The organism is Colwellia sp. MB3u-41 (assembly GCF_014076845.1).
In the GTDB taxonomy this organism is placed as follows: Bacteria; Pseudomonadota; Gammaproteobacteria; order Enterobacterales; family Alteromonadaceae; genus Colwellia_A.
On record NZ_JACGUT010000075.1, the window covers coordinates 19,777 to 42,991 of the forward strand.

Consider the following 23,215-nt stretch of genomic DNA (forward strand, 5'->3'; position numbering starts at 1 on the left):
TTATGCCTATTACCAATAAAACAATAAAAAATAATAAAAAGACATTAGCATACGCCCAAGCACTTGACCTTAATGATCCGTTAGCGAAAATACGCGACCAGTTCGCCATTCCTAAACAAGCCAATGGTGACGATGAATACTATTTCACCGGAAATTCCCTTGGTTTACAACCCAAACTTGCTCGAGAATATGTTATTGAGTTACTTGACTCTTGGGGACAACGAGGCGTAAAAGGTCATTTTGAAGGTGACTATCCTTGGATGCCTTATCATGAATTTTTAACCGAACAATCAGCATTATTAGTGGGTGGAAATAATAACGAAGTCATCATGATGAATTCGTTAACCGCTAATTTGCATTTCATGATGGTGAGCTTTTATCAACCCCAAGGTAAACGCACTAAAATACTGATTGAAGATCATGCATTCCCTTCTGATCATTACGCCGTAGAATCTCAACTTAAACATCATAAACAAGATGTTAATGAGAATATGCTGCTGTGGACACCAAGAGCAGGCGAAGAGCTTTTAAATCATGATGATTTGTATCAAATAATTGAACAACAAGGCGATGAAATTGCCCTGATATTATTACCCGGCGTTCAGTACTATACGGGCCAAGTGCTTGATATGAAAACCATCACAGAAAAAGCCCATGCTAAAGGTATTATAGTCGGTTTTGACCTTGCTCATGCCGTGGGTAATATCGAAATGGAATTGCATAATTGGCAAGTCGACTTTGCATGTTGGTGTAGCTATAAATATTTGAACAGTGGTGCCGGCTCTGTTGCTGGTTGTTTTATTCATGAAACCCATAGCACTAATTCAAACAGTGAAACAAAAGTGAACCGCTTTGCGGGTTGGTGGGGACACGACAAGTCAACCCGATTTAAAATGGAAAACAATTTTAAGCCTATTGCTAGTGCTGAAGGCTGGCAATTATCGAACCCTCCCGTATTATCATTAGCGGCTATTCGCGGGTCACTTGATACCATAAAAATGGCAGGCGGGATCAGTGAGCTTCGCAAAAAATCAGTCAAGCTTACCCAATATATGACCGAGTTAATCGCCAGTGAACTTGGCGATAAAATTCGTATTATCACCCCCAGTAATCAAGCTGAACGCGGTTGCCAGTTATCGTTAATGATTAATGTTAAAGGCCTTGATGGCAAAGCTATGTTTAACGCATTAGAAGAAAATGGTGTAACCACCGATTGGCGTGAACCCAATGTTATTCGTGTTGCTCCCGTCCCACTTTACAACCAATTTCAAGATATCTATCACTTTGTCCGACTTTTAAAGGAGTGTTTACAATGAGCATAAATGTTATGTCTAAACCTGCCAATGAAACTAACATCACAGTAGCTGGAGCAGGTCCTATTGGTGCATTGCTGGCGATAATACTCGCTCGAAAAGGCTATAATATTAATTTATTTGAATCGCGCCCAGATTCTCGCCAGCATGACATATACCAAGGAAAATCGATAAACATTGCCCTCTCAGACCGTGGTTGGTTAGCACTTGAAGCCGTTGGCATTGCTGAACAAGTGCGTAAAGAAGCGCTGCCTATGAAAAAACGTGTTATGCATGGCGTTGATGGCACGATAACAGAGCAAGCTTATGGAAAAGACGAGCAAGCTATTTGGTCGGTATCGCGCGCGGGCATTAATGAACAATTACTTAATTTGGCAGAAAAAGAAGCAAACGTAGCGTTGCACTTTGAAAAAAGACTTACCCATGTTGACTTTACTACGGGGTGTTCATCTTTCAGCTTTGATGTCGCACAAAGTAAAGGTCATATTGAAATTGACGCTGATTATATTTTTGGCGCCGACGGTGCTTTTTCAAAAGTGCGCCGCCTTGCCCAAGAAACGCCACGTTTTAGCTATAGTCAATCTTTCATGCCTCAGTCTTATATCGAATTAACGATCCCAGCAAACGAAAACGAAACAGGCGATGCGCGCTTTAAAATGGAAAAAGAAGCTCTGCATATTTGGCCAAGAAAAGACTTTATGCTTATCGCTCTGCCCAATCCTGATGGTTCGTTCACTTGTACATTGTTTATGAATTATGAAAGTAAACATGAAGGGGAACATTCATTTTGCAACTTAACAGAAAGAAGTCATGTCATTAAATTTTTCAACGAAAATTTTGCTGATGCAATGCCGATATTAGCAGACCCCATCGACGACTTTATGTCCAAGAAAGCTAGCCCACTCTTTTTAGTTAAAGTCGACCCTTGGGTGATCAACAATAAAGTCGCATTAATTGGTGATGCTGCTCATGCAATGGTGCCTTATTACGGTCAAGGCATGAACTGTGGTTTTGAAGATTGCCGAGAGCTTGGTGAAATTATTGATCAATATAAAGGTCAATGGTCCGATATTTTTCCTGCTTATCAAAAACAGCGAAAAATAAATGCGGATGCTATTACTGAATTAGCTCAGCGTAATTTTGTTGAAATGAGTGAGCTCTCTGGTGACAGTAATTTTCTATTGCAGAAAAAAATTGAAGCTAAATTTCATCAGCTTCATCCTGAACTTTGGGTGCCACTTTATTCTATGGTAACCTTTTGCCCACACTTGCCTTATTCGCAAGCATTAGCAATCGGTGATCAGCAAAAATTAATTATGGCTGAAATAATGCAAATTCCCAACATAAATACATGCTGGGAAGACGACTTTATTTACCAAAAACTTCGACAACTTGTCTGTGCACAAGATAAAAACAAGGGAAATCACCATGTCTAATTCAGGCTGTCCTTTTAGTGGTGATGCAAATAAACGTGAACTAGAGCAAGATATTCATACCGATTTTAAGGATGATATGTCTTATAGCGATTACTTGCAGCTTGATCAGATATTATCAGCTCAGCAACCGTTATCGAACGAGCATGATGAAATGTTGTTTATTGTTATCCACCAAAGTAGCGAACTATGGCTAAAACTTGCTGGGCATGAATTAGCCAAAGCACTGGAATGTTTACGCGCGAATGATTTTGGTCCTGCATTTAAAGTTATCGCCCGCGTAAAACAAATATTCATCCAGCTGACCCAGTCATGGAATATTCTGTCAACGCTTACCCCCGTTGATTATTTGAAGTTTCGTGATGATTTAGGTCGTTCATCAGGCTTTCAATCGCACGGTTATCGAAAGCTAGAATTCCTTCTTGGTAATAAAAACAGTGACATACTCAAAGTACATAAACAAAATAATGAAGCTTATCAAGAACTAAAATTATTACTCAATAGTCCAAGTCTATATGACGAAGTCATTGTTACATTGGTGAAAGCAGGCTTTAACATTGACGATTGCGTGCTCAATAGAGATGTGACTCAAGCTTACCAAAGTAATGAAAGTGTCGTAAGAGCATGGTTAGCGGTCTATCAACAACCTGAGAAGTATTTTGAATTATACGAACTGGCCGAGAAATTGGTTGATATCGAAGATTCTTTTCAACAATGGCGTTTTAAACACATGTACACCGTACAACGCATTATTGGCTATAAAGCAGGAACTGGAGGTTCTTCTGGGGTAGGTTTTTTAAAAAAAGCGTTAGAGGTTAGCTTTTTTCCTGAGTTATTTGAAGTGCGAACACATTTATAGAGCGGCTTAGCTTCAAATTAGGAACAGATATAAAAATGCAATCATCAACTGAGTGCATTTTTTATTGGCTAAAATTAACGATTAATTTTTTACAGCATTAATCTCTAAATTTTTATTACCGTCTTTTTCGCGTTTTTTACGGGCTTTCTCAGACTTCAATTGCATCTGTTGTTTTTGCAACGATGAAATATCTTGTGGTATAGGTTTACGAGGCATACGCTCGTCAGCCATTGCCGCTTTATATAAGAATCCCGCAAGGATAACTGAGGCTTGTTTTAAATCAGCTTCTACGACATGGTCAATCGAGTCAATGTGGGTATGATGTAAACGAGAGCCATAATCTAACTTGTCTTGAATAAACTGGAAACCGGGTAAGCCAACATCATCAAAAGACTCATGGTCGGTACCACCGGTACTTTTATTCGTAACCGTACCTGTGCTTAGATCACTATAAGGACTAAACCAATTGCTAAATATTGATTTTGCCGCAACATTACCCTCAGTATAGATACCTCTGAAACGGCCACTGCCGTTATCCATATTGAAATACACCGAGAATTTTTCATGATCGGCTTTAGTTTCAATAGGCCAACCTTGGTCTTTCCATAGGTAACTTGGCAGTGCTTGTTCATTCTTATCACTCGGTTTAGGACGAGTCGCAAAGTGTTCCTCAACATAAGTTGATGAACCAAAAAGACCTTGCTCTTCACCAGACCACAACGCTATTCGTATAGTACGTTTAGGTTTAAAATCTAGTGCTTGAAGAATACGAACTGCTTCCATAGACACGGCAACGCCAGCACCATTATCTACAGCACCATCACTGGCATGCCAAGAGTCTAAGTGGCCACCGACCATAACAATTTCAGGATTTTCATCACTGCCTGGGATCTCTGCAATGGTATTATAAGCGTTACGGTCTTCATCATAAAAACGTGCATCAATATTGAGTGACAATTTTGGTGTTTTGCCATTATCAATCATACGAGACAATGAGTTGTAATGCTCAGCTTCAATAATCATCGCAGGTACCGGAAATGTTTTCCCTACACGATGGTCACTACCAAAAACGTTAATTAAACCACCTTGTCGCCAACTACGATATATAACACCCGCAACTTTTTCATCTTTTAAAAATGTATTTAATGACTTACGGAAATTATAACGCTGCATCGCGCTATCTCGTCGGTCAGCCGAAACCCAAGGAGAATGACTTGGCGAGCTCATCACATCAAAATCTTTTAGTTTGGAAAGCTCTCCAGAGTCATAACGTTTGAAGACACTATTTTCAGGCGCATCAATATTTTTTCCTGCGCCCATCATGATAATTTTACCTTTAAGCTTACCTTTATATTGTGCTAAGTCTGCAACTGAACTGGCATCAAAAATAACAACATCGCCTTTTACTTCTCCTTTGGTTCCCGGTGTCCAAGCAACAGGGATACCATGTAAAGAAACTTCACGAGGACTTAAAACATCGATTGAAGCAGAGTCATGTGACCAACCTCTACCAAACTCAAAAGGGTCTAAGTAAGCATTTTTTAGTCCCCAACCTTTCAGTTTTTCTAAGGTCCAGTCATTCGCTTTTTTCATTTGAGGTGAGCCTGATAAACGTGGCCCTATTTGGTCAGTAAGTTGTTCTAAGGTGTGCATAACTTCAGAATTATAAAAGCCTTCTGCTCTTATTTTATTGGCCATATCTAAATCATCACTTGCGTAAGCAGTCGATAAAGAAAGACATAATAAAGATAACCCGAATTTTTTCATTATTGTTCCCTAATTATTATATTTTTTGTCATCGTTAATTTAGTACAAAAAAATAGAATAAAAAAGACGGATAAGACGAAATCCATTGAATTAGAGACCATTGGTTTTAGAAGATAAAATATCCTGACACTATAAAAATATCAGCATATTTGCTTATTTGTTGCAAACCGACAACAACCCACATAAAACCAATAAAAATCAACAAATTAAATTAATCATATAAAAATAAAATATCGAATTTATTGAAATTAGACTATGGTACAATTTATAAAAATAAATACTTTCTATTTAGAAGTTTGTATAATTTCGGCTAACCTAATAAGTATCAAAATAACAATAAAACTCAGTTTACATAAAAAACATCGCACTCTTGGAGAAAATTAATGAATTTGTTCAAAAATTCCGCTTTAGCTACAGCCGTTAAACTTGCTGTATTAACATCATCAGTTGGATATTCTGCAGCGACTTTAGCTGAAGAAGTAAAAGAAAAAGTTGTTGGCTTAGAAGTCATTCAAGTGACGGCTCGTAAAAGAGTAGAAAACGTTCAAGAAGTCCCTATTTCTGTATCAGCATTGCAAGGGGAAAACCTTGATGCGTATAGTTCTGCAGGTATGGACATTCGTTTCATGAGTGCACGTATCCCAAGTTTAGCAGTAGAGTCTTCATTTGGTCGCACATTTCCAAGATTTTATGTACGTGGTTTAGGTAATACTGATTTTGATTTAAATGCTTCTCAACCTGTGTCTTACATCGTTGATGATATTGTTCAAGAAAACCCAATTTTAAAAGGATTTCCAGTATTTGATGTTGGTCGTGTTGAAGTACTAAGAGGTCCACAAGGTACGTTGTTTGGGCGAAATACCCCCGCTGGTCTTGTTAAGTTTGATTCTACAAAACCTTCGCAAACATTCGACGCTTATGTTTCTGTTGCTTTAGGTGATTACGGCACTGTTGATTCAGAAGGTGCAGTAGGCGGTTCTATTAATGACCAATGGTCATTTAGACTATCAGGACTTCATCAAGAAAAAGATGATTACATTGACAATAAAGCTGTTGGCTATGAGCAAGATGACCAATTAGGTGGCTATGAGGAAAACGCATTTCGTGCTCAATTCTTATATGAAGGCGACAGCTACTCTGCTTTATTCAACTACCATTATCGTGACTTAGATGGGTCCCCAATAGCTTTTCACCCCAATATCGCTATAAGTGGCACCAATAATATAAGAGAAGGGTTTGATGGAGAAACGGTTTATCAAGACGCTGGTGAATTTGCAACTCAGCAAGTAACCACACAAGGTGCAAGTGCAAAAGTTGATTGGGAACTTAACGATGATTATACACTAACCTCAATTACGGGCTGGGAAAGTGCTGAAATATATTCTCGTGCAGATGTTGACGGTGGCTATATTGGATTCCCTCCTGCTGGTGATGCAAATGCTGTTTGGTGGGGAGCACAGACTGCCGATGAAATTCCAGAACATGATCAATACAGTCAAGAACTTCGTTTAGCATCAAGTTTTTCAGGTGAAATCAATTATCAAGTGGGTGTTTTTTACTTTAGTGAAGAATTAATCATTAATACTTATGATTTTTATACTCAAGACCCAACAAATGAAACCGATGACGCACGCCACGGAGCGCAAAACGGCTTAGCTACACAAGAGCAAGAAACAACTGCTTGGGCTGTATTCGGCTCTGTAGATTATGATATTAATGAGAAATGGCAGGTCACTGTTGGTGCACGCTACTCAGATGACGAAAAAGAATTCACAGCGGAATTACTTGATCATCCTTTTATTCCAGGTGCTGACGGTGGTAACTATTTAGAATCCGCAAATCCAAGTGATGAGCACATAAGCTGGGATATAAGTTCAACATATAAATTAACGGATGATGTTAATTTATATGGACGTATTGCGAATAGTTTTAGAGCACCAAGTATTCAGGGTCGTGTTTTATATGATCAAAACGTAAGTGTTGGGGATTCAGAAACAATTACATCAATCGAAACAGGTATTAAATCTGACATCTTAGATGGCAATGGACGAATTAATGCATCTGTTTATTATTTTGAAATGAAAGATCAGCAACTAACCGCTGTTGGTGGTGTAAATAATGCCAACTTCCTACTCAATGCTGATAAAACGACAGGTTATGGTTTTGAAGTTGATTCTGAGTTTGTTGTTACTGACAATTTACTGATGAGTTTTAATATTAGCTATAACAATACTGAAATTTCACAAAATAATTTATCTGTAGCTACATGTGGTTCAGGTACTTGTACAGTAACCGACCCAACGTTTGATTCAGCTGGTACAAAGATGGCTATTATCGACGGTAATTCATTACCTAACGCGCCAGAATGGATATCAAATGTAACCTTTAGTTATTCTCGCGAAATGGGTGATGGTGAATTCTTTATATTTAATGATTGGTCATACCGTAGTGATGTGCATTTTTTCTTATATGAAGCGAAAGAATTTAAAGGTGATGCTTTATTAGAAGGTGGCATAAGAACAGGTTATAACTGGACGAGCGGAGATAATGAATATCAAGTTTCGGCGTTCATGAGAAATATTACTGATGAGCAAGTAATTATTGGTGGTGTCGATTTTAATAATAACTCTGGTATGATTAACGAAGGACGTTTTACTGGTGTAGAATTTAAAGTATCATTCTTTTAAATCATATTATCACTGTATAAAAATTCATTAAAAATAAAGGCTGTATTGCAATAATGCAGCCTTTATTTTTTAACGAATAATCAGTGAATTAAATGCCCATCCCAAGGTTACTCCGGCACTTTTACGCCAGTTCAATAGATTAGTAACTAAGCTCAAAAAGTAATTCTCCTAAGTCGGGTTGCCACTGAAAATCTTTTAATTTAATTCTGCATCCAATAATCACAACTTGTTCGTCTTGAAGTAGATTTCTTTGTTTGGCAAAAAGTTCACTATCAACGGGGAATGAAATTTTTCCCTGAGAATTAATCACTCTATGCCAAGGGACATTTTTCCCTTTCCAACCATTATCAGGTATTTTTCCTAACGCTTTTCCAACGAGCCTTGCTTTACCAGGTAAGCCGGCTAAATCAGCTATTTGACCATAACAAGCCACCTTTGAATACGGGATCGCTTGTACCGTTTGCCAAATACGTTGGTAATTAGCGTTAGGTGGTGGTTGATTTTTTAACATTGCCTACATCCATATAATTTAAACGGTTTAATTGCTTCGGTAACATCCATAAAAAAATGATCTTTAGATGATAATAATTGATGAAAAGTAGCCGTTATATTTTTATTAACAACAGATGTTAATTCATTCATTAAGGCTCTATATTTTCCAAAGTTAAACTATTATAACCGCCTGCTGGTATATTAAAAAATAAGTCAGTTTTATTTTTAAGTCGTAAATAGCCTGTCAGTTAATCTATAGGCAGACATAGCCTAACAACCAAATTTTACCCCTATTGAAAGACATCTTTTTTGTGTATAATCGCGCGCAATTGACACACCAGCTTAAATGCACGACCAAGGATTATCCTATACTTACAGCAAATAATATCACCCAACAATTTGGCGCAAAACCGCTTTTTGAAAATATTTCACAAAAATTTGGTGGCGGTAACCGTTACGGTTTAATTGGTGCAAATGGTTGTGGTAAATCAACACTAATAAAAATATTAGGTGGTGATTTAGAGCAAACCTCTGGAAATGTTAGTTTAGACACTAACGAACGTTTAGGTAAATTGAGCCAAGACCAGTTCGCTTTTGAACACTTCAGCGTTATCGATACGGTTATCATGGGTCACACCGAATTATGGGCGGTAAAAGAAGAGCGTGACCGCATCTATGCTTTGCCTGAAATGAGCGAAGCAGACGGCATGAAAGTTGGCGATTTAGAATCTGAATATGCTGAGATGGACGGTTACAGTGCTGAAGCGCGCGCTGGCGAATTATTAATGGGTGTTGGCATTCCTATTGATCAACACTATGGTTTAATGAGCGAAATAGCGCCTGGCTTCAAACTACGTATTTTATTAGCACAAGCGTTATTCTCAGATCCAGATATATTATTACTGGATGAACCAACCAACAACCTTGATATTCATACTATTCAATGGTTAGAAGAAACATTGAATGCACGTGATTCAACCATGATCATTATTTCGCATGATAGACATTTCTTGAATAGTGTTTGTACGCATATGGCTGATTTAGATTACGGTGAACTTAGAGTTTTCCCAGGTAACTACGACGAATATATGCTTGCTGCCACTCAAGCCCGCGCTAATTTACTTGCTGACAATGCTAAGAAAAAAGCACAGATTGGTGAGCTTCAAGCATTCGTTGCACGCTTTTCAGCGAATGCTTCAAAAGCGAAACAAGCCACTTCTCGCGCTAAACGCATAGATAAAATTCAGCTTGAAGACGTAAAACCTTCAAGCCGTACCAATCCATTTATTCGTTTTGAGCAAGAAAAGAAGCTATTTCGTAATGCTTTAGTCATTGAGAAATTAAACAAGCACTTTGATGATGCGCATATTTTAAAAGATATTTCTATGCTGGCTGAGGTCGGTGAACGTATTGCCGTAATTGGTGAGAATGGCATAGGGAAAACAACCTTTTTACGAACGTTATTAAGCGAAGTCGGCTACGAGTCAACGTCGGGAGAATTTACTTGGTCTGAAAATGCTAATATTGGTTATTACGCACAAGATCATGAGTTTGAATTTGAAAATGACATGACATTATTCGAATGGATGAGCCAATGGCGCCAACCTACTGACGACGAACAAGCTGTACGTGGTTATTTAGGACGATTATTATTTTCTGCCGATGATATTCTAAAATCAGTTAAAATATTATCCGGTGGTGAGAAAGGTAGAATGCTTTTTGGCAAACTGATGATGCAGTTACCTAATATCCTTGTAATGGACGAACCAACCAACCACATGGATATGGAGTCTATTGAATCGCTTAATATGGCTTTGGAAAATTACGAAGGCACCTTGGTATTTGTTAGCCATGACCGTGAATTTGTTTCAAGCTTAGCAACACGTATTATCGAATTAACCAAAGACGGTTATATAGACTTTGCCGGTACTTATGATGAGTACTTAGCAAGTCAAGCGTAGACGCAAATAACACCGTCTATACCAATAGATAAAACACTGATCAAAGAGTGTTTTATCTATAACTTCCCCTCCCCATTTTAGATTAAGGAATTCCTTTGCTCAGTTATCGTCATGCTTTTCACGCAGGAAACTTCGCTGATGTTTTAAAACATTCAGTGTTAACACTCGTACTTGAATATATGGTGCGAAAAGATAAAGGCTTTACTTATATTGATAGCCATTCTGGTGCAGGTATGTATTCGCTCAACGATGAATATGCACAAAAAACAGGTGAATACAAAGACGGCATTGCTAAAATTCTTAATGCGGTAAGTGATGAAAATTTCCCTGAGGCATTAACGCCTTATGTTGAATTATTGCAACAATTAAACGCTGAAAATAGCGAGTTGGAAATTTACCCAGGGTCGCCAGGTATTGCCAAAAAACTGATGCGCCGCCAAGACAGTGCTCACTTATTTGAGTTACATCCTACCGACATTCAACATTTGACTGAATTCTGTACGCGTTGGAATAAGTCACATGTAAAACAGTCTGATGGTTATCAAGGTATATTAGGCTTAGTGCCACCGCCAAGCCGTCGAGGCGTTGTACTTATCGACCCACCTTATGAATTAAAAGAAGATTACGCTAAAGCGGTTAAGACTATCGTAAAAGCGTATAAAAAATTCAATTCTGGTACCTATATCCTCTGGTATCCGGTGGTTACCCGTGAACGAATTAACGCCATGGAAACAGATTTTTCACGCAGCGAAGTAAAAAATTTACTGCAAGTTGAGTTTTGTTTACATGCCGACAGTGATAAATATGGGATGACTGGTACGGGGTTATTTATTGTTAATCCTCCTTGGCAGTTAAAAAAACAACTAGAAGAAATACTTCCTTTTATGAAAGCAAAGCTAGGTGAAGCTAGCACAAGCTTTACTTTACAACAGCTTATTGCTGAATAATACACTGCTGAACTACACTTTATATAACGATATAACGCAATACCTTGCACTGTAAAGCACCCACTTAAGGAAAATGATGAAGCCAATAGTCTTAATAACAGGGGGTAGTCGAGGCATTGGCGCTGCAACAGCAAAAAACCTTGCTCAGCAAGGATATCGTGTTTGTATTAATTATCGTTCAAATGAAGATGCTGCCAATAAGCTTGTCGCTGATATAAAAAAAGACGGTGGTGAAGCCATCGCAATACAAGCCGACGTAAGTGATGAACAAGCTGTGATAATGCTTTTCAAAATTATTGATGAAAAAGTGGGTGCACTAACGCATTTAGTCAATAATGCGGGTATTTTATTGCCGCAAATGAAAGTAACAGAGATGTCGGCACAGCGTATTAATAAAATGCTCGCGACCAATGTGACCAGTTACTTTCTCTGCGCAAAAGAAGCGATAAAACGTATGAAAGACGGTGGCGCTATTGTCAATGTATCTTCAGCCGCGGCAAGGCTAGGAGCCCCTAATGAATATGTAGATTATGCTGCATCTAAAGGTGCCATCGATACCTTTACAACGGGATTATCGTTGGAAGTGGCAAGTCTAAATATACGTGTTAACGGGGTGCGCCCTGGGTTTATTCATACCGATATGCATGCTGACGGTGGAGAGCCAAACAGAATAGAACGCGTTAAAGGCCTTATTCCTCTGCAACGAGGTGGTAAACCAGAAGAAGTTGCTAGTGCTATTGCTTTTTTGTTGTCTGAACAAGCGTCCTATATTACAGGGTCTTTTATCGAACTTGCCGGCGGTAAATAAGTTTTACAAAGCTCTATATCTATTGGCACCACTGAACGTGCTCAAGTCGTTAAACCTCACACCATTTTCTCTCATCACTTTATGCGCTGTACTCGCTAACATTTGGCGCAAATAAAAAGGTTGCTGCACGACAAAGTGATGAATCGCATGTGTGCCAGCAAAATTAAAAGTAAAAAGGTTCAGTGGCCAAATAACGATCCCTTTAAATATTTGCGTTTGCTGTAATACACTCTTAACGCCACCGTAGTAATGCAAATAAGACGTCACTAGGTTTAAGCAGCCAGACCGTAAAAAATTAGGCGCGATAATAATGACCATCATAAAGTGACTTAATTCAATAAATGTCAGCAACCATTGAGGATAGACATACGCACTCGGCATGAAAAAATGGATACTGTGAAATAAAAGGAAACTATAACCGAAAATATAATAAAAAATTGTCAGTGGGAAGCCAGCATTAAAAACCGTTAAAAAGCTAAAAACTTTCACCTCTTTATTCAGTTTATCTCTTTGCAAAACCAAACCGAGTAAACCATCAAACATAACGATAAAACGTACCAATAGATTCGCAATACCATTACCAACAAGTCGCTCCTCTAAATCTTGCGCTGTGCCAGAAGTCTTATGATGTTGTAAATGAATTTTTCGACGATACCATGGGTTAATCGTACTGGGACGCATTAACCAAACGACAGTCATCATAAAATTATGCATAAAGGGGTTATGGCGAAAATACAGTTTATGAATTAAGTCATGCTCTAATTCATGTGATATGGAGGCAAAAATGGCAGCCAAGATAATACAAAGCCATGCAGGAATAAAGGCACAATAATAGAGGGCTGCACTTGAAGCCATTCCACAAAATGAAACAATAAGTATGATTAATCCGATACTGTCTTGTTTATTGAGTAAGGAATATTTTTGTCGTAAACGGTCTTCTTCCGCTTTAACACTCGACACTATGTTTCTAATTTTTTGAGCGTCTGTTTGTACTTTCATTTTTAAACAACCGATGTTTATATTCAGACGATCATGATAAACCGAGTCAGTAACCGTCTTTATTTTTCATCAATACATTCATAGTATGAAGAGACAACATTTTTAAAATAACACTTAAAAACCTCATACTATCAACACCTTACAATACGATACAATTAATTTTCTTCAGAACTACTCTCTATGTCACTGGCGGGTAAAATAGCTTTCTTACGGAGTACAGGTAACTCACCAACATCTTGTGCAACAAAAACTCTCTTTATCACTTTTTTAGTTTGAGTGTTTTTACTTTGCTCACGCGGTTTCACTGCTGATTTTGTTTTAACCGCTACTTTAGCTTTTTTAGGTTTGATACCTTTAAACTTAGCTTTTAAACCATCAATAACATCAAAGTTAAAGGTTTGCTGTAAAAAACCTTCAACATTTTTGAAACTGATCCAGTCTTTAGGGCCAACAAATGAGATAGCATCACCCGTACTACCCGCTCGCCCTGTACGACCAATGCGGTGAACAAATTCTTCGGTGTGTTTTGGCATATCAAAATTGAATACATGTGAGACATTCACCAAGTCTAAGCCGCGAGAAGCTAAATCGGTGGTGATCAATATTTTTTGTTGTCCCTTACTAAAACCGTCCATTATTTGATTACGCTGACCTTGATTAAGCTCGCCACTTAAGGCAACCGTACTTAACCCTTGCTCGGTGAGCAACTTTGATAATCGGTCAGTGTCACTGCGCGTGGCAGTAAAAATAATAACTTGTTGATAGGTTTCCGTTTTCAAAAAGTGTTCGAGTAAGTCTTGCTTATGGTCTAAGTTGTCGCATAAATAAAAGCGCTTAGTAATATCTTTATGCTCGGTATGCGCGGAACCTATGGCAATGCGTTTCGGTTTTTTTAATAATGCCAGTGCGAATTCGTTCACTTGTGCGTGATCTAATGTCGCTGAAAACATCAATGTTTGGCGTTTTCGATGATCGGCTGCGCTATTAATTTGTTTTAATTGTTTTGAAAAGCCAAGATCTAACATTCGATCAGCTTCATCGAGAATAAGAAGCTCTAAGCCCTTTAAATAAAAATGACCTTGCGATAGGTGATCCGCTAATCTGCCTGGTGTAGCGACAATAAAATGAGGGTCTTTCTCTAGCGTTTTCACTTGATCATTAAAGTTTTCACCCCCTAATATAAGCACCGCTTTAAATTGCGACCCGGTGGTAAATAAGCGTAACTGAGTAAAAACTTGCTTTGCTAACTCGCGCGTTGGCATGAGAATAAGCACACGAGGATCACGTTTAGATAATGCCCTATTTCGAATTAAACGTTGCATAGCAGGAATGATAAACGCTAAGGTTTTTCCTGAACCTGTTTTTGACGAAGCAATTAAATCATGCCCAGCCATTGCAGCAGGAATAGCTTGCTGCTGAATTTCTGTCGGCTCTAAAAAACCTAAATGCTCAACCGATGACATTAAACGACTGTCTAAACCAAAATCTGAAAACTGCAAACTACACTCCAAAAAAAGACCAATAAAAACATCACTATTATACCCTGCTATCAACAAGAATGGCGTATAGTATTTCTATCCGTCAGATAAAAAATCTAAAAAAGAGCCAAAATCTGTGCAACTTAACACCATATTAAACATGTTCGTCGCGTAACCAATCAACATAACCAACAAAAAAGTGTTGCCAAAAGTCGTTGGTTTGCGAAAATTCAACCAGTTGTTTACCAAAAGATTCTAATACCTGGAGATCAAAAATACAGTTATCGTCAGGAAGATACATTGCTGACTTTTGTTCGCATTGCTGGTAAATCGCCGTTAAACATTTTTCAAAGCCATCCAAGGAAGCACTAACGAGTGTGGTTTGCCACTGGTTTTCTTCTTCGGCAACTGCGGTATAAACGGCTAAGTGTGCATCATTAAAATCAATAAAATACGGGTCGCCTAATTCGGTATCTGTTGCGATAACAAACCATGAGCTTTGCCAATTACCAACATCACTATTAACTAAAATCGCTCCCTTTTTATCAATAGTGTAGCCAATTTGTGCTTTTTTCAGTACGGCGGTTTTAGTGATAACACTAAAACCTTGTGGACCAAAAAAAACCTCTTTATGTTCAAAAGCTTTTAATCTATTTAATAGTTCACTTTGGTTCATATTTTATCTCGTCCTTTTCAATACAATAAGGCCGTTGATAGTTAACCACCAACGACCTTATATTTTGTTAACATAAAACTTTATTTAATTAGCTGTTTGCTATTCTTGCTTCAACCACTTCAATAGCGTGGTCAATACGGGCAAGTACTTTATCTTTATCCAATAAAGCCAAAGTAATATCTAAAGACGGTGAATTTCCACCACCAGTCGCCGCAACACGCAATGGCATACCCACTTTACCCATACCGACTTCAAGCTCTGTGGCTGTATCGTTAATTGCGGCATGAATGAGTTCAGGTGACCATACGCTCAAAGCGGCAAGTTTAGCTTTCACGAGAATAAGTGGCTCTTTAACAACAGGGCGTAAATGCTTTTTAACTGCAGAAGCGTCTAGTTCGCTAAAGTCTTCATAAAAGTAGCGAGATATTTGCGCCATTTCTTTAAGCGTTTTAACACGGTCAGCTTGAATTTTAACAATTTCTTCAAGCGTAGGGCCGTTCTCAGTATTAATACCTTGATCATTCATATGCCAAGCTAAGTGTTTTGCAACATCGCTTGGGTCCATGGTTTTCATGTAATGCTGGTTTACCCAAATTAATTTATCGGTATTAAAACCAGAAGCTGCACGGTTACAATCTTTTAAATCAAATAATTCGATCATTTCTTCACGAGAAAAAATTTCTTTATCGCCATGAGACCAACCTAAACGTACTAAATAGTTCAGTAACGCTTCAGGTAAATAACCGTCATCACGATATTGCATAACACCAACAGCACCATGACGTTTTGATAACCGCTTACCGTCATCACCTAAGATCATCGGGATGTGGGCATACTCAGGGAGTGTTGCCCCTAAGGCGAGTAAAATATTAATTTGTTTTGGCGTATTACTAATATGGTCATCGCCGCGAACAACATGCGTTATCTTCATATCCCAGTCATCAACAACAACGGTTAAGTTATAAGTCGGTGTACCATCACTGCGCGCAAGAATTAAATCATCGAGCTCTTCATTAGCAATAGTAATATCGCCTTTAACCATATCTTTGATTACAACTTCGCCATCAAGTGGGTTTTTAAAGCGAATAACATAAGGCTTATCTGCAGGATAGTCCGTGCGGTCACGCCACATGCCGTTATACTTTTCTTTTGCGCCTGTTTCACGTGCTTGTTCACGCATTGCTTCAACTTCTTCACTGGTACTGTAACAACGATAAGCATTGCCAGATTCGAGTAATTGGTTAATAACTTCTTTATAGCGGTCAAAGCGTTGAGTTTGAAAATATGGGCCGTGTGTCCATTCAAGATTTAACCAGTTCATACCGTCCATAATTGCATCAACAGATGCTTGGCTTGAACGTTCTAAATCAGTGTCTTCTATACGTAAGACGAAGTCACCGCCATTTTTCTTGGCATATAACCAACTATAAAGGGCAGTACGTGCCCCACCAACATGTAAGTAACCGGTAGGACTTGGCGCAAATCGAGTTGTTAAGCTCATAAAAATCTCACTATAAATTTTAAAACTTAAAAGAAAACTCTTTAAAGTCTATAATTGGTACGATAAAAACTGCTGATATTTTATCAGGCATAGCTAAGGAAAACATCATTTGGAATAAGAAACAAAGAAAAGAAATAAAGAAAAGAGGATAAAACAATCAAGGTGTTGTATTTTACAGCAAGTAAATTAAATATATGAAAAAAATTGAAAAAAAAGCAGAAAAACCTTTCTTTTAGGTTGACAGCTTTTTTCATCTCCCTATAATACGCCCCACTGAAACGCAGACAGTCTTTAATTAATTAGACAGTTATCGATTCAGAGAATTAAGATTGGGCGATTAGCTCAGTTGGGAGAGCACCGCCCTTACAAGGCGGGGGTCACTGGTTCAAGCCCAGTATCGCCCACCAATCTTAATTTAGATATAAAAGTAATTATGGGCGATTAGCTCAGTTGGGAGAGCACCGCCCTTACAAGGCGGGGGTCACTGGTTCAAGCCCAGTATCGCCCACCATAATTACTATCTATAGACATAAATCTATATGGACGATTAGCTCAGTTGGGAGAGCACCGCCCTTACAAGGCGGGGGTCACTGGTTCAAGCCCAGTATCGTCCACCATCTTTATTTAATTCATACTCTATATTCAAATAATAAAACACATACTTTTGATTTATTAATTATTTCGCTAAATATAATTTAACATTTCCTATAATATTACTGGTTATATAGGTTTTTAAAGCAACAACTGCAAATATCCCCTGGCTTTACTTCACACACCAACAATAAAATAACTCATTTTTCTTTATTATCGACAATTTGCATTTAAAAACGCTTTTGTTACTTGAAGAAGCTTTACACGGTTATTATTAAAACTGTGGTCATCTTTGATTAAGGTATAATTTACATTATTATCTTTCACTTTGCGCATTGCGTTAGCCAGCGTATTTATTTCGGTAATAGGAATAACGTCACTGTCTGCGGGAATAAATAAGATGGGACGAACGCCAATTTCATCGGCTCTAGATATTAAGTTTAATTGCTCTCCCTTCTCTGCTAACTCTCTAGAGAATACTTCACCAGACCAGCCACGCAGCATAAACAAGGAATCAGCATACGAAGTCCAGAAATTCTGAGTTTTTACATCATCGCTTTTGAATGTCACGCCAATATTGGCTCCGTCGTAAACAACACCACAGGTCACTTCAGGGTTATCAAACAAACCTGAAACAGCCATGTGTCCGCCCATGCTGTGCCCAACATAAGATATTTTCTTCGTATTAATTTTGAATTTTTCAGCATTAATGGGTATTTGAAAGAATTGGGTTACCGCTGTTACATCTTGCTCCGAACCTGTAAATGAAAAGTTCCCCTCGGCTCCCCAAGCCCCTCTATAGTGAAAAAATATCACATTCCAACCCGCGTCACGCATTCCTTGTGCGACATCCAAGTTTTTCTCATTTCCGGGATATCCATGCAATAATATAATGGTAGGGTGAGGCCCTTTGCCCTGCGCACCATAATAAATAGCGGGTAAACGTTTACCATGAGATAACACGGTAATTTCAGCAGAGTGCTTCGGGTAAACCTCTCCTTGCGGCAGATCGAGCTTGGCGTGAACGCTACAAGAAAAACTCAACAGTAGACTGACTAAAATATACCGATAACTCATAGTAATTTCCATGAACAAGACTCCAAACAATAAAATACAAAAGGTGGCACACGATAGATAAAACTATATATAAGTAATAGCTTTAGCGCAAAGCTAACTTTTAAGCAGTAAAAGCTTTTATACAAGCAGCAGTAAGTAGCCATTCGCTTGTTCAATGTTAAAGTGCTCAAATGTTTATATAAACTTTAGCTATGAAGTACAGTCATTTTCGAGCCATGTGGCTTATAGTTATGGTGTGATGTCAACTGGTGGCTGATAAAACTGTATTTTAAGACTAAATTTGTGCTCTATTTTTCTAGTTTTGCAAGATTTGTTACGCTAGAGTGCATAGACTAACAAGGAGTTAATGTGATTGAAGTCAAAAACTTGTGTTTTAGCCGCAGTGATGGCGAAAACAAAGAAAATATTTTAAACCAGCTTAATTTATCGGTACCTGCAGGGCAACACCTAGCTTTACTGGGTGATAGTGGCTCAGGTAAAACTACTTTGTTGCATGTTTTAGCAGGACTACTGCAAGCTGATAGCGGTTCGGTTAGCGTTAATGATCAAGAGCTATCTTCGCTTGATGAAAAACAACTCACACTTTATCGTCGTAAAATTGGACTAATATTCCAACATTACCAATTACTTGATTGCTTAACCGTCAAACAAAATATTTTATTTCAACACAAACTAAACTTTCCAAAACAAGATGCTAATGAGTTTGACCATCTTGTCGCTGAATTAGGTCTACAAGACAAGCTTAATGCATTACCTCACCAGTTATCAGGTGGCGAACAACAAAGAGTTGGCATCGCAAGAGCCCTACTTAATAAGCCTCAGATAATTTTTGCCGATGAACCCACCGGTAACTTAGACAGAAAACGCTCACACCAAGTTGTTAAGCTACTTACCCAATTGTGTAGTGCGCGAAAAATCAATTTAGTGATGGTGACGCACAGCCACCAATTAACTGATTATTTTGATCACGTAAAAGTGCTGAGAGACGGTCGTTTTGATTAATGAAATCAAGCTGATCCTAGCCACCCATTTAGCGTTTTATCGAAGGCATCCTTGGTTAATGGCGTTATTCTTTTTAGGATTTAGTCTAGGTAGTGCACTCTTAACTGCAATATCGGGTCTTAATCAAGAGGCTAATACCCGCTATCAACATTCGTCCGCGTTAATCAATAACCCCGTTACGCACTTAATTAAACCATTAACAGGAAAGTACTATATTGATGGCAACTTATGGCTTGCTCTACGACAACATGGCTTTATCAATACACAACCTGTTTTACGTGGTCGATTAAAAACCAATAATGGGCAAACACTTGCCATTCAGGGTGTGGATACTTTGTTGTGGTTAAACCGCACACAATACCAACAGAGCGATGCAAATGCAGATAAAACACCTCAGCGCTTTTCCCTTTCTACTTTATTAGTTGACTCGCAATTTACCAAGCGCCTGTTGACAAAAGCAGATAACCCAGTAAGTTTTTCACTGCAAAATGGCCAACAGCAACCTGAAATTGTATTAGCTGATGATATTGGACTTTGGGCGATTACCGATATTGCCAATGCTGACTATTTATTAGAGGCTAAAGGGCAGCTCAGTTTTATTGAACTCTCACATGTTACCGAGCAGCAATTAACAAAAATAGAACAACTAATTGTGGGGCAAGCACAACTGATTGAGGCAGAGCAGCAATCGTTTGATGTTTTATCTAAAGCCTTTTTTTTTAATCTCACTGCACTTGCTATGCTTGGTTATATTGTTGCCGCATTTTTGAGTTTTAACGCGATAAAACTGACACTGACCGCACGACAAAAATTACTCGAACAAATGCAGTTATTAGGCTGTATTAAACTAAGCATTCAACTAAGTCTTGTTATTGAGCTTATTATTGTCAGTATTTGTACAGCGTTATTAGGGACATTAGGTGGCTACGTAATTGCCAATGCATTAGTGCTTGATGTTAATAGTACCTTGGTTGGCTTATATCAACTCGATAAAGCCCTTGTTATTAACTGGCAATGGTCTAATGTTTTATTGGGTTTTACCCTTAATATTTCTGCTTTAGCGGTAATATTGCTAGCACAAGCCAAGCAAGTTGCTCAAAAAAGTCAACTGATGTTCTACACTTTGTTGGTCAGTACATTAGTCGCCGTCGCTGGGTTACTCTGTTATGCGACGAACGAGTACCAAGCATTACTGTTATGTTTTGCCCTGTTAATGTTATTTATTTTAATAGTGCCCAAAGCGCTATCTGGTTTGGTTTCATTACCTTTCGTAATTTCGAATCCATTAACGCAATGGCTTCATGCCGATACACGTCATCATATAAAAGACCTCCATATTGCTATTATTGCAATTTTAGTCGCTCTTGGTAGTGCTATCGGAATGCAAATAATGGTGAAAAGTTTTAGTCATACCTTAAATGCCCATCTTGAAAAACAATTGAGTGCAGATATATATTTGCGCTCAGATAAACTCGATAACAGCTTAAGGCAAACACTCAGTAACTTGCCTGAAGTTGAGAAGTTAAGTGTTTATATAGAAAGCGATGGTTCTGTAAATAATATTCCTACAAACCTTGCAAGCTTTGGTGAAACATCCGCGCATTATCAACATATTTCTCTAACCTCTGGCTTAGCTATTAGTGAGGATAATTTCACAAACAAAGGCTGTTTGGCTAATGAGCAAAGCAAAATTAAATTTGGTTTTTCGCTAAATGATATTACGGTGTTTGACCAAAACTCAAACACATATACTTGTCGTATAACGGGATTTTTTTATGATTATGGTAACCCCAGAATTTTGCTACTTACATTAGAGGAGCGGCAAAAAACGTCAAGGCTAAATCGAGATTTTTTTGGTTATTCAATTCGACTAAAAAACAGTACCTCCGTTGCTATCTTTAGTGAGCGCTTAATCAACGAATTTCAACAAGACAGTACAAAAATTTTACCTAATAAAAGGTTTAAAGAAATAGCTAATGCTTTGTTTGAAGATACTTTTGTAGTCACCAAAGCACTGAATGGTTTTATTCTCGCCATTGCATTGTTAAGTTTGTGTACCAGCCTATTAAGTTTAAGTGTTAATCAGTTAAAACAATTAACCATATTACGTAATCTCGGCGTAACCCAGCAGCAATTATTATTCATGAAACTACTACAAACAATAGGCGTGGTGTTGTTTACTGCATTATTTGCTATTCCGCTTGGTTTTGCATTGGGCTTTGCGTTATTGAAATTTGTCATGCCAATTGCCTTTGGCTGGACTATTCACTTTAGTTTAGATTTAAGTAGTTTATTAGTAACCTGTTTAACGCTAATGGGTGTCTCTGTTTTATGTGCGTATTTACCGATTCGAAAATTAACCAACTTAGCTGCCAAGGGGGGATGATCGCGTGATAGAAAAACGAATTTTGAAAGGGTTATCACTTACACCCTTTGTTGTTGTGCTATTAATTTTTGTGCTGTCTGCGTGTCAGCCGACCGAACAAAAAAACACATCATCTACCTTGCAAGTGGCTATTGGTAAACCGGTAATACCGGGCACGGCACTAAAGTTTCCCGCTGATCATGGCATTCATGCTGAACAAGGCATTGAGTGGTGGTATGTAACCGCTAATTTAAAAAGTGACACGGGCGAAACTTTTGGAGTTCAATGGACGTTATTTCGCACATTAATGCCAAGTCATGTTGAATCAAAGTGGTGGGATAACAATCTTTATTTTGCCCATTTTGCAATGCAACACGAACAAGATCATGTTGCGTTTGAACGATTTTCACGAGCGAGCCAAGCCAAGGTTATTAGCTCGCCATTTTCTGCCCGTATTGATGATTGGCAATTAAGCAGTACGAATACTGAATTTTTGCCACTCAAGTTAGTAGCAACACATCAAGATTACGACATTGGATTAACTCTAAGCGACAGCCCAATAACATTGCACGGTAACAAAGGTTATAGTCAAAAAACACAAAGTGGCCATGCTTCTTATTACTTTAGTTATCCTTTTTTAAAGGTTAAAGGCCGCCTAGCTTTTGCGGGAAAAACCTATAATGTTACTGGTAATGCATGGTATGACCGAGAATGGTCGGCGAGTTTACTCGACAAAAATCAACTGGGTTGGGACTGGTTCAGTCTCATCGACGCTCAATCAGGTACTCAATCAGACAAACAAGGGCTAATGCTTTTTTGCATTCGAGGTAATGATAATAATTATGATTATTGTAGCGGTACTCAGATAGCCCCTAATGGTGAAGCAACGCAACTTTCAAAAAAAGACATTTCACTGTCGGTTATTGAAACTGTGACATTAAATAACCACGATTATCCAAGCAAATGGCAGGTTGAATTGACCAATAGCCCCACCATTATTATTGAAAGCATTACCAAAGATTCGCGTAATCAATTAACGATCCCCTATTGGGAAGGTCGAATAAAAGCTACAGGTGGCTTTAATGGAATTGGCTATGCAGAAATAACAGGAGACTAATTAAGCAGACTAAATTACCGCCATCGTTGTGAAGCTTATGCAACAAACCAATATGAGTCGGTATAATTTAACGTGCTAATCGCTTTACTGTTTATGTAAAGCGCCATGAATAAAATGACATTAAATAATATATGCCTTATCC

17 protein-coding genes and 3 tRNA genes are annotated in these 23,215 nt (G+C 38.2%); 13 read left to right on the forward strand and 7 right to left on the reverse strand.

Annotated elements, in window-relative coordinates; translation table 11 throughout:
* Window positions 1-2 precede the first annotated feature (2 nt).
* The 3 genes from kynU to kynA are packed head-to-tail and all read left to right on the forward strand — an operon-like array spanning window position 3 to window position 3,605.
* The gene (gene kynU, locus H4J73_RS08240) at window positions 3-1,316 is read left to right on the forward strand and encodes a kynureninase (RefSeq protein ID WP_182181573.1); all 1,314 of its coding nucleotides are present in this window, start codon (window positions 3-5) and stop codon (window positions 1,314-1,316) included.
* Window positions 1,313-2,749, forward strand: a complete 1,437-nt coding sequence (locus H4J73_RS08245) for an NAD(P)/FAD-dependent oxidoreductase (RefSeq protein WP_259366719.1) — start codon at window positions 1,313-1,315, stop codon at window positions 2,747-2,749. Before kynU ends, H4J73_RS08245 begins: the two co-directional genes overlap by 4 nt.
* Complete coding sequence (kynA, locus tag H4J73_RS08250; protein WP_182181572.1) at window positions 2,742-3,605, forward strand: tryptophan 2,3-dioxygenase; 864 nt, start codon at window positions 2,742-2,744, stop codon at window positions 3,603-3,605. Before H4J73_RS08245 ends, kynA begins: the two co-directional genes overlap by 8 nt.
* A gap of 81 nt (window positions 3,606-3,686) precedes the next feature.
* On the opposite strand, the gene H4J73_RS08255 is transcribed toward kynA, so the two are convergent.
* On the reverse strand, window positions 3,687-5,372 hold the full coding sequence (locus H4J73_RS08255) for a M20/M25/M40 family metallo-hydrolase (RefSeq protein ID WP_182181571.1): 1,686 nt from the start codon (window positions 5,370-5,372) through the stop codon (window positions 3,687-3,689).
* 383 nt (window positions 5,373-5,755) lie between these two features.
* On the opposite strand from H4J73_RS08255, the gene H4J73_RS08260 reads away from it, so the two are divergent.
* A complete protein-coding gene (locus H4J73_RS08260) occupies window positions 5,756-8,059 on the forward strand; it encodes a TonB-dependent receptor (RefSeq protein ID WP_182181570.1) in 2,304 nt (767 codons plus the stop codon).
* A 139-nt stretch (window positions 8,060-8,198) separates the two neighbouring features.
* On the opposite strand, the gene H4J73_RS08265 is transcribed toward H4J73_RS08260, so the two are convergent.
* Window positions 8,199-8,570 (reverse strand): MGMT family protein, encoded by a 372-nt coding sequence (locus H4J73_RS08265; RefSeq protein ID WP_182223204.1) that lies wholly within the window; start codon window positions 8,568-8,570, stop codon window positions 8,199-8,201.
* Window positions 8,571-8,919: 349 nt separating this feature from the next.
* Between H4J73_RS08265 and H4J73_RS08270 the strand changes: the two genes are divergently transcribed.
* The 3 genes from H4J73_RS08270 to H4J73_RS08280 all read left to right on the forward strand — a co-directional run bounded on the left by H4J73_RS08270 (window position 8,920) and on the right by H4J73_RS08280 (window position 12,267).
* Window positions 8,920-10,512 (forward strand): ABC-F family ATPase, encoded by a 1,593-nt coding sequence (locus tag H4J73_RS08270; protein WP_182181596.1) that lies wholly within the window; start codon window positions 8,920-8,922, stop codon window positions 10,510-10,512.
* A gap of 95 nt (window positions 10,513-10,607) precedes the next feature.
* Window positions 10,608-11,459, forward strand: a complete 852-nt coding sequence (locus H4J73_RS08275) for a 23S rRNA (adenine(2030)-N(6))-methyltransferase RlmJ (RefSeq protein ID WP_182223203.1) — start codon at window positions 10,608-10,610, stop codon at window positions 11,457-11,459.
* Between the two features lie 76 nt (window positions 11,460-11,535).
* On the forward strand, window positions 11,536-12,267 hold the full coding sequence (locus tag H4J73_RS08280; protein ID WP_182223202.1) for an SDR family oxidoreductase: 732 nt from the start codon (window positions 11,536-11,538) through the stop codon (window positions 12,265-12,267).
* Between the two features lie 3 nt (window positions 12,268-12,270).
* Here the strand turns inward: H4J73_RS08280 and H4J73_RS08285 are convergent, their stop codons facing one another.
* From H4J73_RS08285 to gltX, 4 genes are all read right to left on the reverse strand, one after another.
* Window positions 12,271-13,266: a fatty acid desaturase gene (locus H4J73_RS08285; protein WP_182181567.1), complete on the reverse strand. Its 996-nt coding sequence runs from the start codon at window positions 13,264-13,266 to the stop codon at window positions 12,271-12,273.
* A 155-nt stretch (window positions 13,267-13,421) separates the two neighbouring features.
* Window positions 13,422-14,765, reverse strand: a complete 1,344-nt coding sequence (locus H4J73_RS08290; RefSeq protein WP_182181566.1) for a DEAD/DEAH box helicase — start codon at window positions 14,763-14,765, stop codon at window positions 13,422-13,424.
* Between the two features lie 133 nt (window positions 14,766-14,898).
* Window positions 14,899-15,420: a hypothetical protein gene (locus H4J73_RS08295; RefSeq protein WP_182181565.1), complete on the reverse strand. Its 522-nt coding sequence runs from the start codon at window positions 15,418-15,420 to the stop codon at window positions 14,899-14,901.
* 88 nt (window positions 15,421-15,508) lie between these two features.
* Window positions 15,509-16,921, reverse strand: coding sequence for a glutamate--tRNA ligase (gene gltX / locus H4J73_RS08300; RefSeq protein ID WP_182181564.1), 1,413 nt, complete (start codon window positions 16,919-16,921; stop codon window positions 15,509-15,511).
* A gap of 331 nt (window positions 16,922-17,252) precedes the next feature.
* On the opposite strand from gltX, the gene H4J73_RS08305 reads away from it, so the two are divergent.
* The 3 genes from H4J73_RS08305 to H4J73_RS08315 all read left to right on the forward strand — a co-directional run bounded on the left by H4J73_RS08305 (window position 17,253) and on the right by H4J73_RS08315 (window position 17,538).
* Window positions 17,253-17,328, forward strand: a tRNA-Val gene (locus H4J73_RS08305).
* A 28-nt stretch (window positions 17,329-17,356) separates the two neighbouring features.
* Window positions 17,357-17,432 (forward strand) — tRNA-Val (locus H4J73_RS08310).
* Between the two features lie 30 nt (window positions 17,433-17,462).
* A tRNA-Val gene (locus tag H4J73_RS08315) sits at window positions 17,463-17,538 on the forward strand.
* A gap of 187 nt (window positions 17,539-17,725) precedes the next feature.
* Here H4J73_RS08315 and H4J73_RS08320 read toward each other — a convergent pair.
* Window positions 17,726-18,589: a S9 family peptidase gene (locus H4J73_RS08320; RefSeq protein ID WP_182181563.1), complete on the reverse strand. Its 864-nt coding sequence runs from the start codon at window positions 18,587-18,589 to the stop codon at window positions 17,726-17,728.
* Window positions 18,590-18,937: 348 nt separating this feature from the next.
* Here H4J73_RS08320 and H4J73_RS08325 point away from each other — a divergent pair, with 348 nt between their 5' ends.
* Genes H4J73_RS08325 through H4J73_RS08335 form a run of 3 tightly spaced genes read left to right on the forward strand, consistent with a single transcriptional unit; the run spans window position 18,938 to window position 23,073 of the window.
* Window positions 18,938-19,591 (forward strand): ABC transporter ATP-binding protein, encoded by a 654-nt coding sequence (locus tag H4J73_RS08325; RefSeq protein WP_182181562.1) that lies wholly within the window; start codon window positions 18,938-18,940, stop codon window positions 19,589-19,591.
* 58 nt (window positions 19,592-19,649) lie between these two features.
* Window positions 19,650-21,977: an ABC transporter permease gene (locus tag H4J73_RS08330; protein ID WP_259367931.1), complete on the forward strand. Its 2,328-nt coding sequence runs from the start codon at window positions 19,650-19,652 to the stop codon at window positions 21,975-21,977.
* 4 nt (window positions 21,978-21,981) lie between these two features.
* Window positions 21,982-23,073, forward strand: a complete 1,092-nt coding sequence (locus tag H4J73_RS08335; protein ID WP_310649665.1) for a lipocalin-like domain-containing protein — start codon at window positions 21,982-21,984, stop codon at window positions 23,071-23,073.
* The last annotated feature ends 142 nt before the right edge of the window (window positions 23,074-23,215 follow it).

What these genes read in the sequence shown, in the direction of transcription:
- H4J73_RS08330 (WP_259367931.1), top strand. Translation starts at nt 19,650, where the DNA reads ATGGCGTTATTCTTTTTAGGATTTAGTCTAGGTAGTGCACTCTTAACT.
- H4J73_RS08260 (WP_182181570.1), top strand. Translation starts at nt 5,756, where the DNA reads ATGAATTTGTTCAAAAATTCCGCTTTAGCTACAGCCGTTAAACTTGCT.
- H4J73_RS08285 (WP_182181567.1), bottom strand. Translation starts at nt 13,266, where the DNA reads ATGAAAGTACAAACAGACGCTCAAAAAATTAGAAACATAGTGTCGAGT.
- H4J73_RS08280 (WP_182223202.1), top strand. Translation starts at nt 11,536, where the DNA reads ATGAAGCCAATAGTCTTAATAACAGGGGGTAGTCGAGGCATTGGCGCT.
- kynU (WP_182181573.1), top strand. Translation starts at nt 3, where the DNA reads ATGCCTATTACCAATAAAACAATAAAAAATAATAAAAAGACATTAGCA.
- kynA (WP_182181572.1), top strand. Translation starts at nt 2,742, where the DNA reads ATGTCTAATTCAGGCTGTCCTTTTAGTGGTGATGCAAATAAACGTGAA.
- H4J73_RS08255 (WP_182181571.1), bottom strand. Translation starts at nt 5,372, where the DNA reads ATGAAAAAATTCGGGTTATCTTTATTATGTCTTTCTTTATCGACTGCT.
- H4J73_RS08265 (WP_182223204.1), bottom strand. Translation starts at nt 8,570, where the DNA reads ATGTTAAAAAATCAACCACCACCTAACGCTAATTACCAACGTATTTGG.
- gltX (WP_182181564.1), bottom strand. Translation starts at nt 16,921, where the DNA reads ATGAGCTTAACAACTCGATTTGCGCCAAGTCCTACCGGTTACTTACAT.
- H4J73_RS08320 (WP_182181563.1), bottom strand. Translation starts at nt 18,589, where the DNA reads ATGAGTTATCGGTATATTTTAGTCAGTCTACTGTTGAGTTTTTCTTGT.
- H4J73_RS08295 (WP_182181565.1), bottom strand. Translation starts at nt 15,420, where the DNA reads ATGAACCAAAGTGAACTATTAAATAGATTAAAAGCTTTTGAACATAAA.
- H4J73_RS08245 (WP_259366719.1), top strand. Translation starts at nt 1,313, where the DNA reads ATGAGCATAAATGTTATGTCTAAACCTGCCAATGAAACTAACATCACA.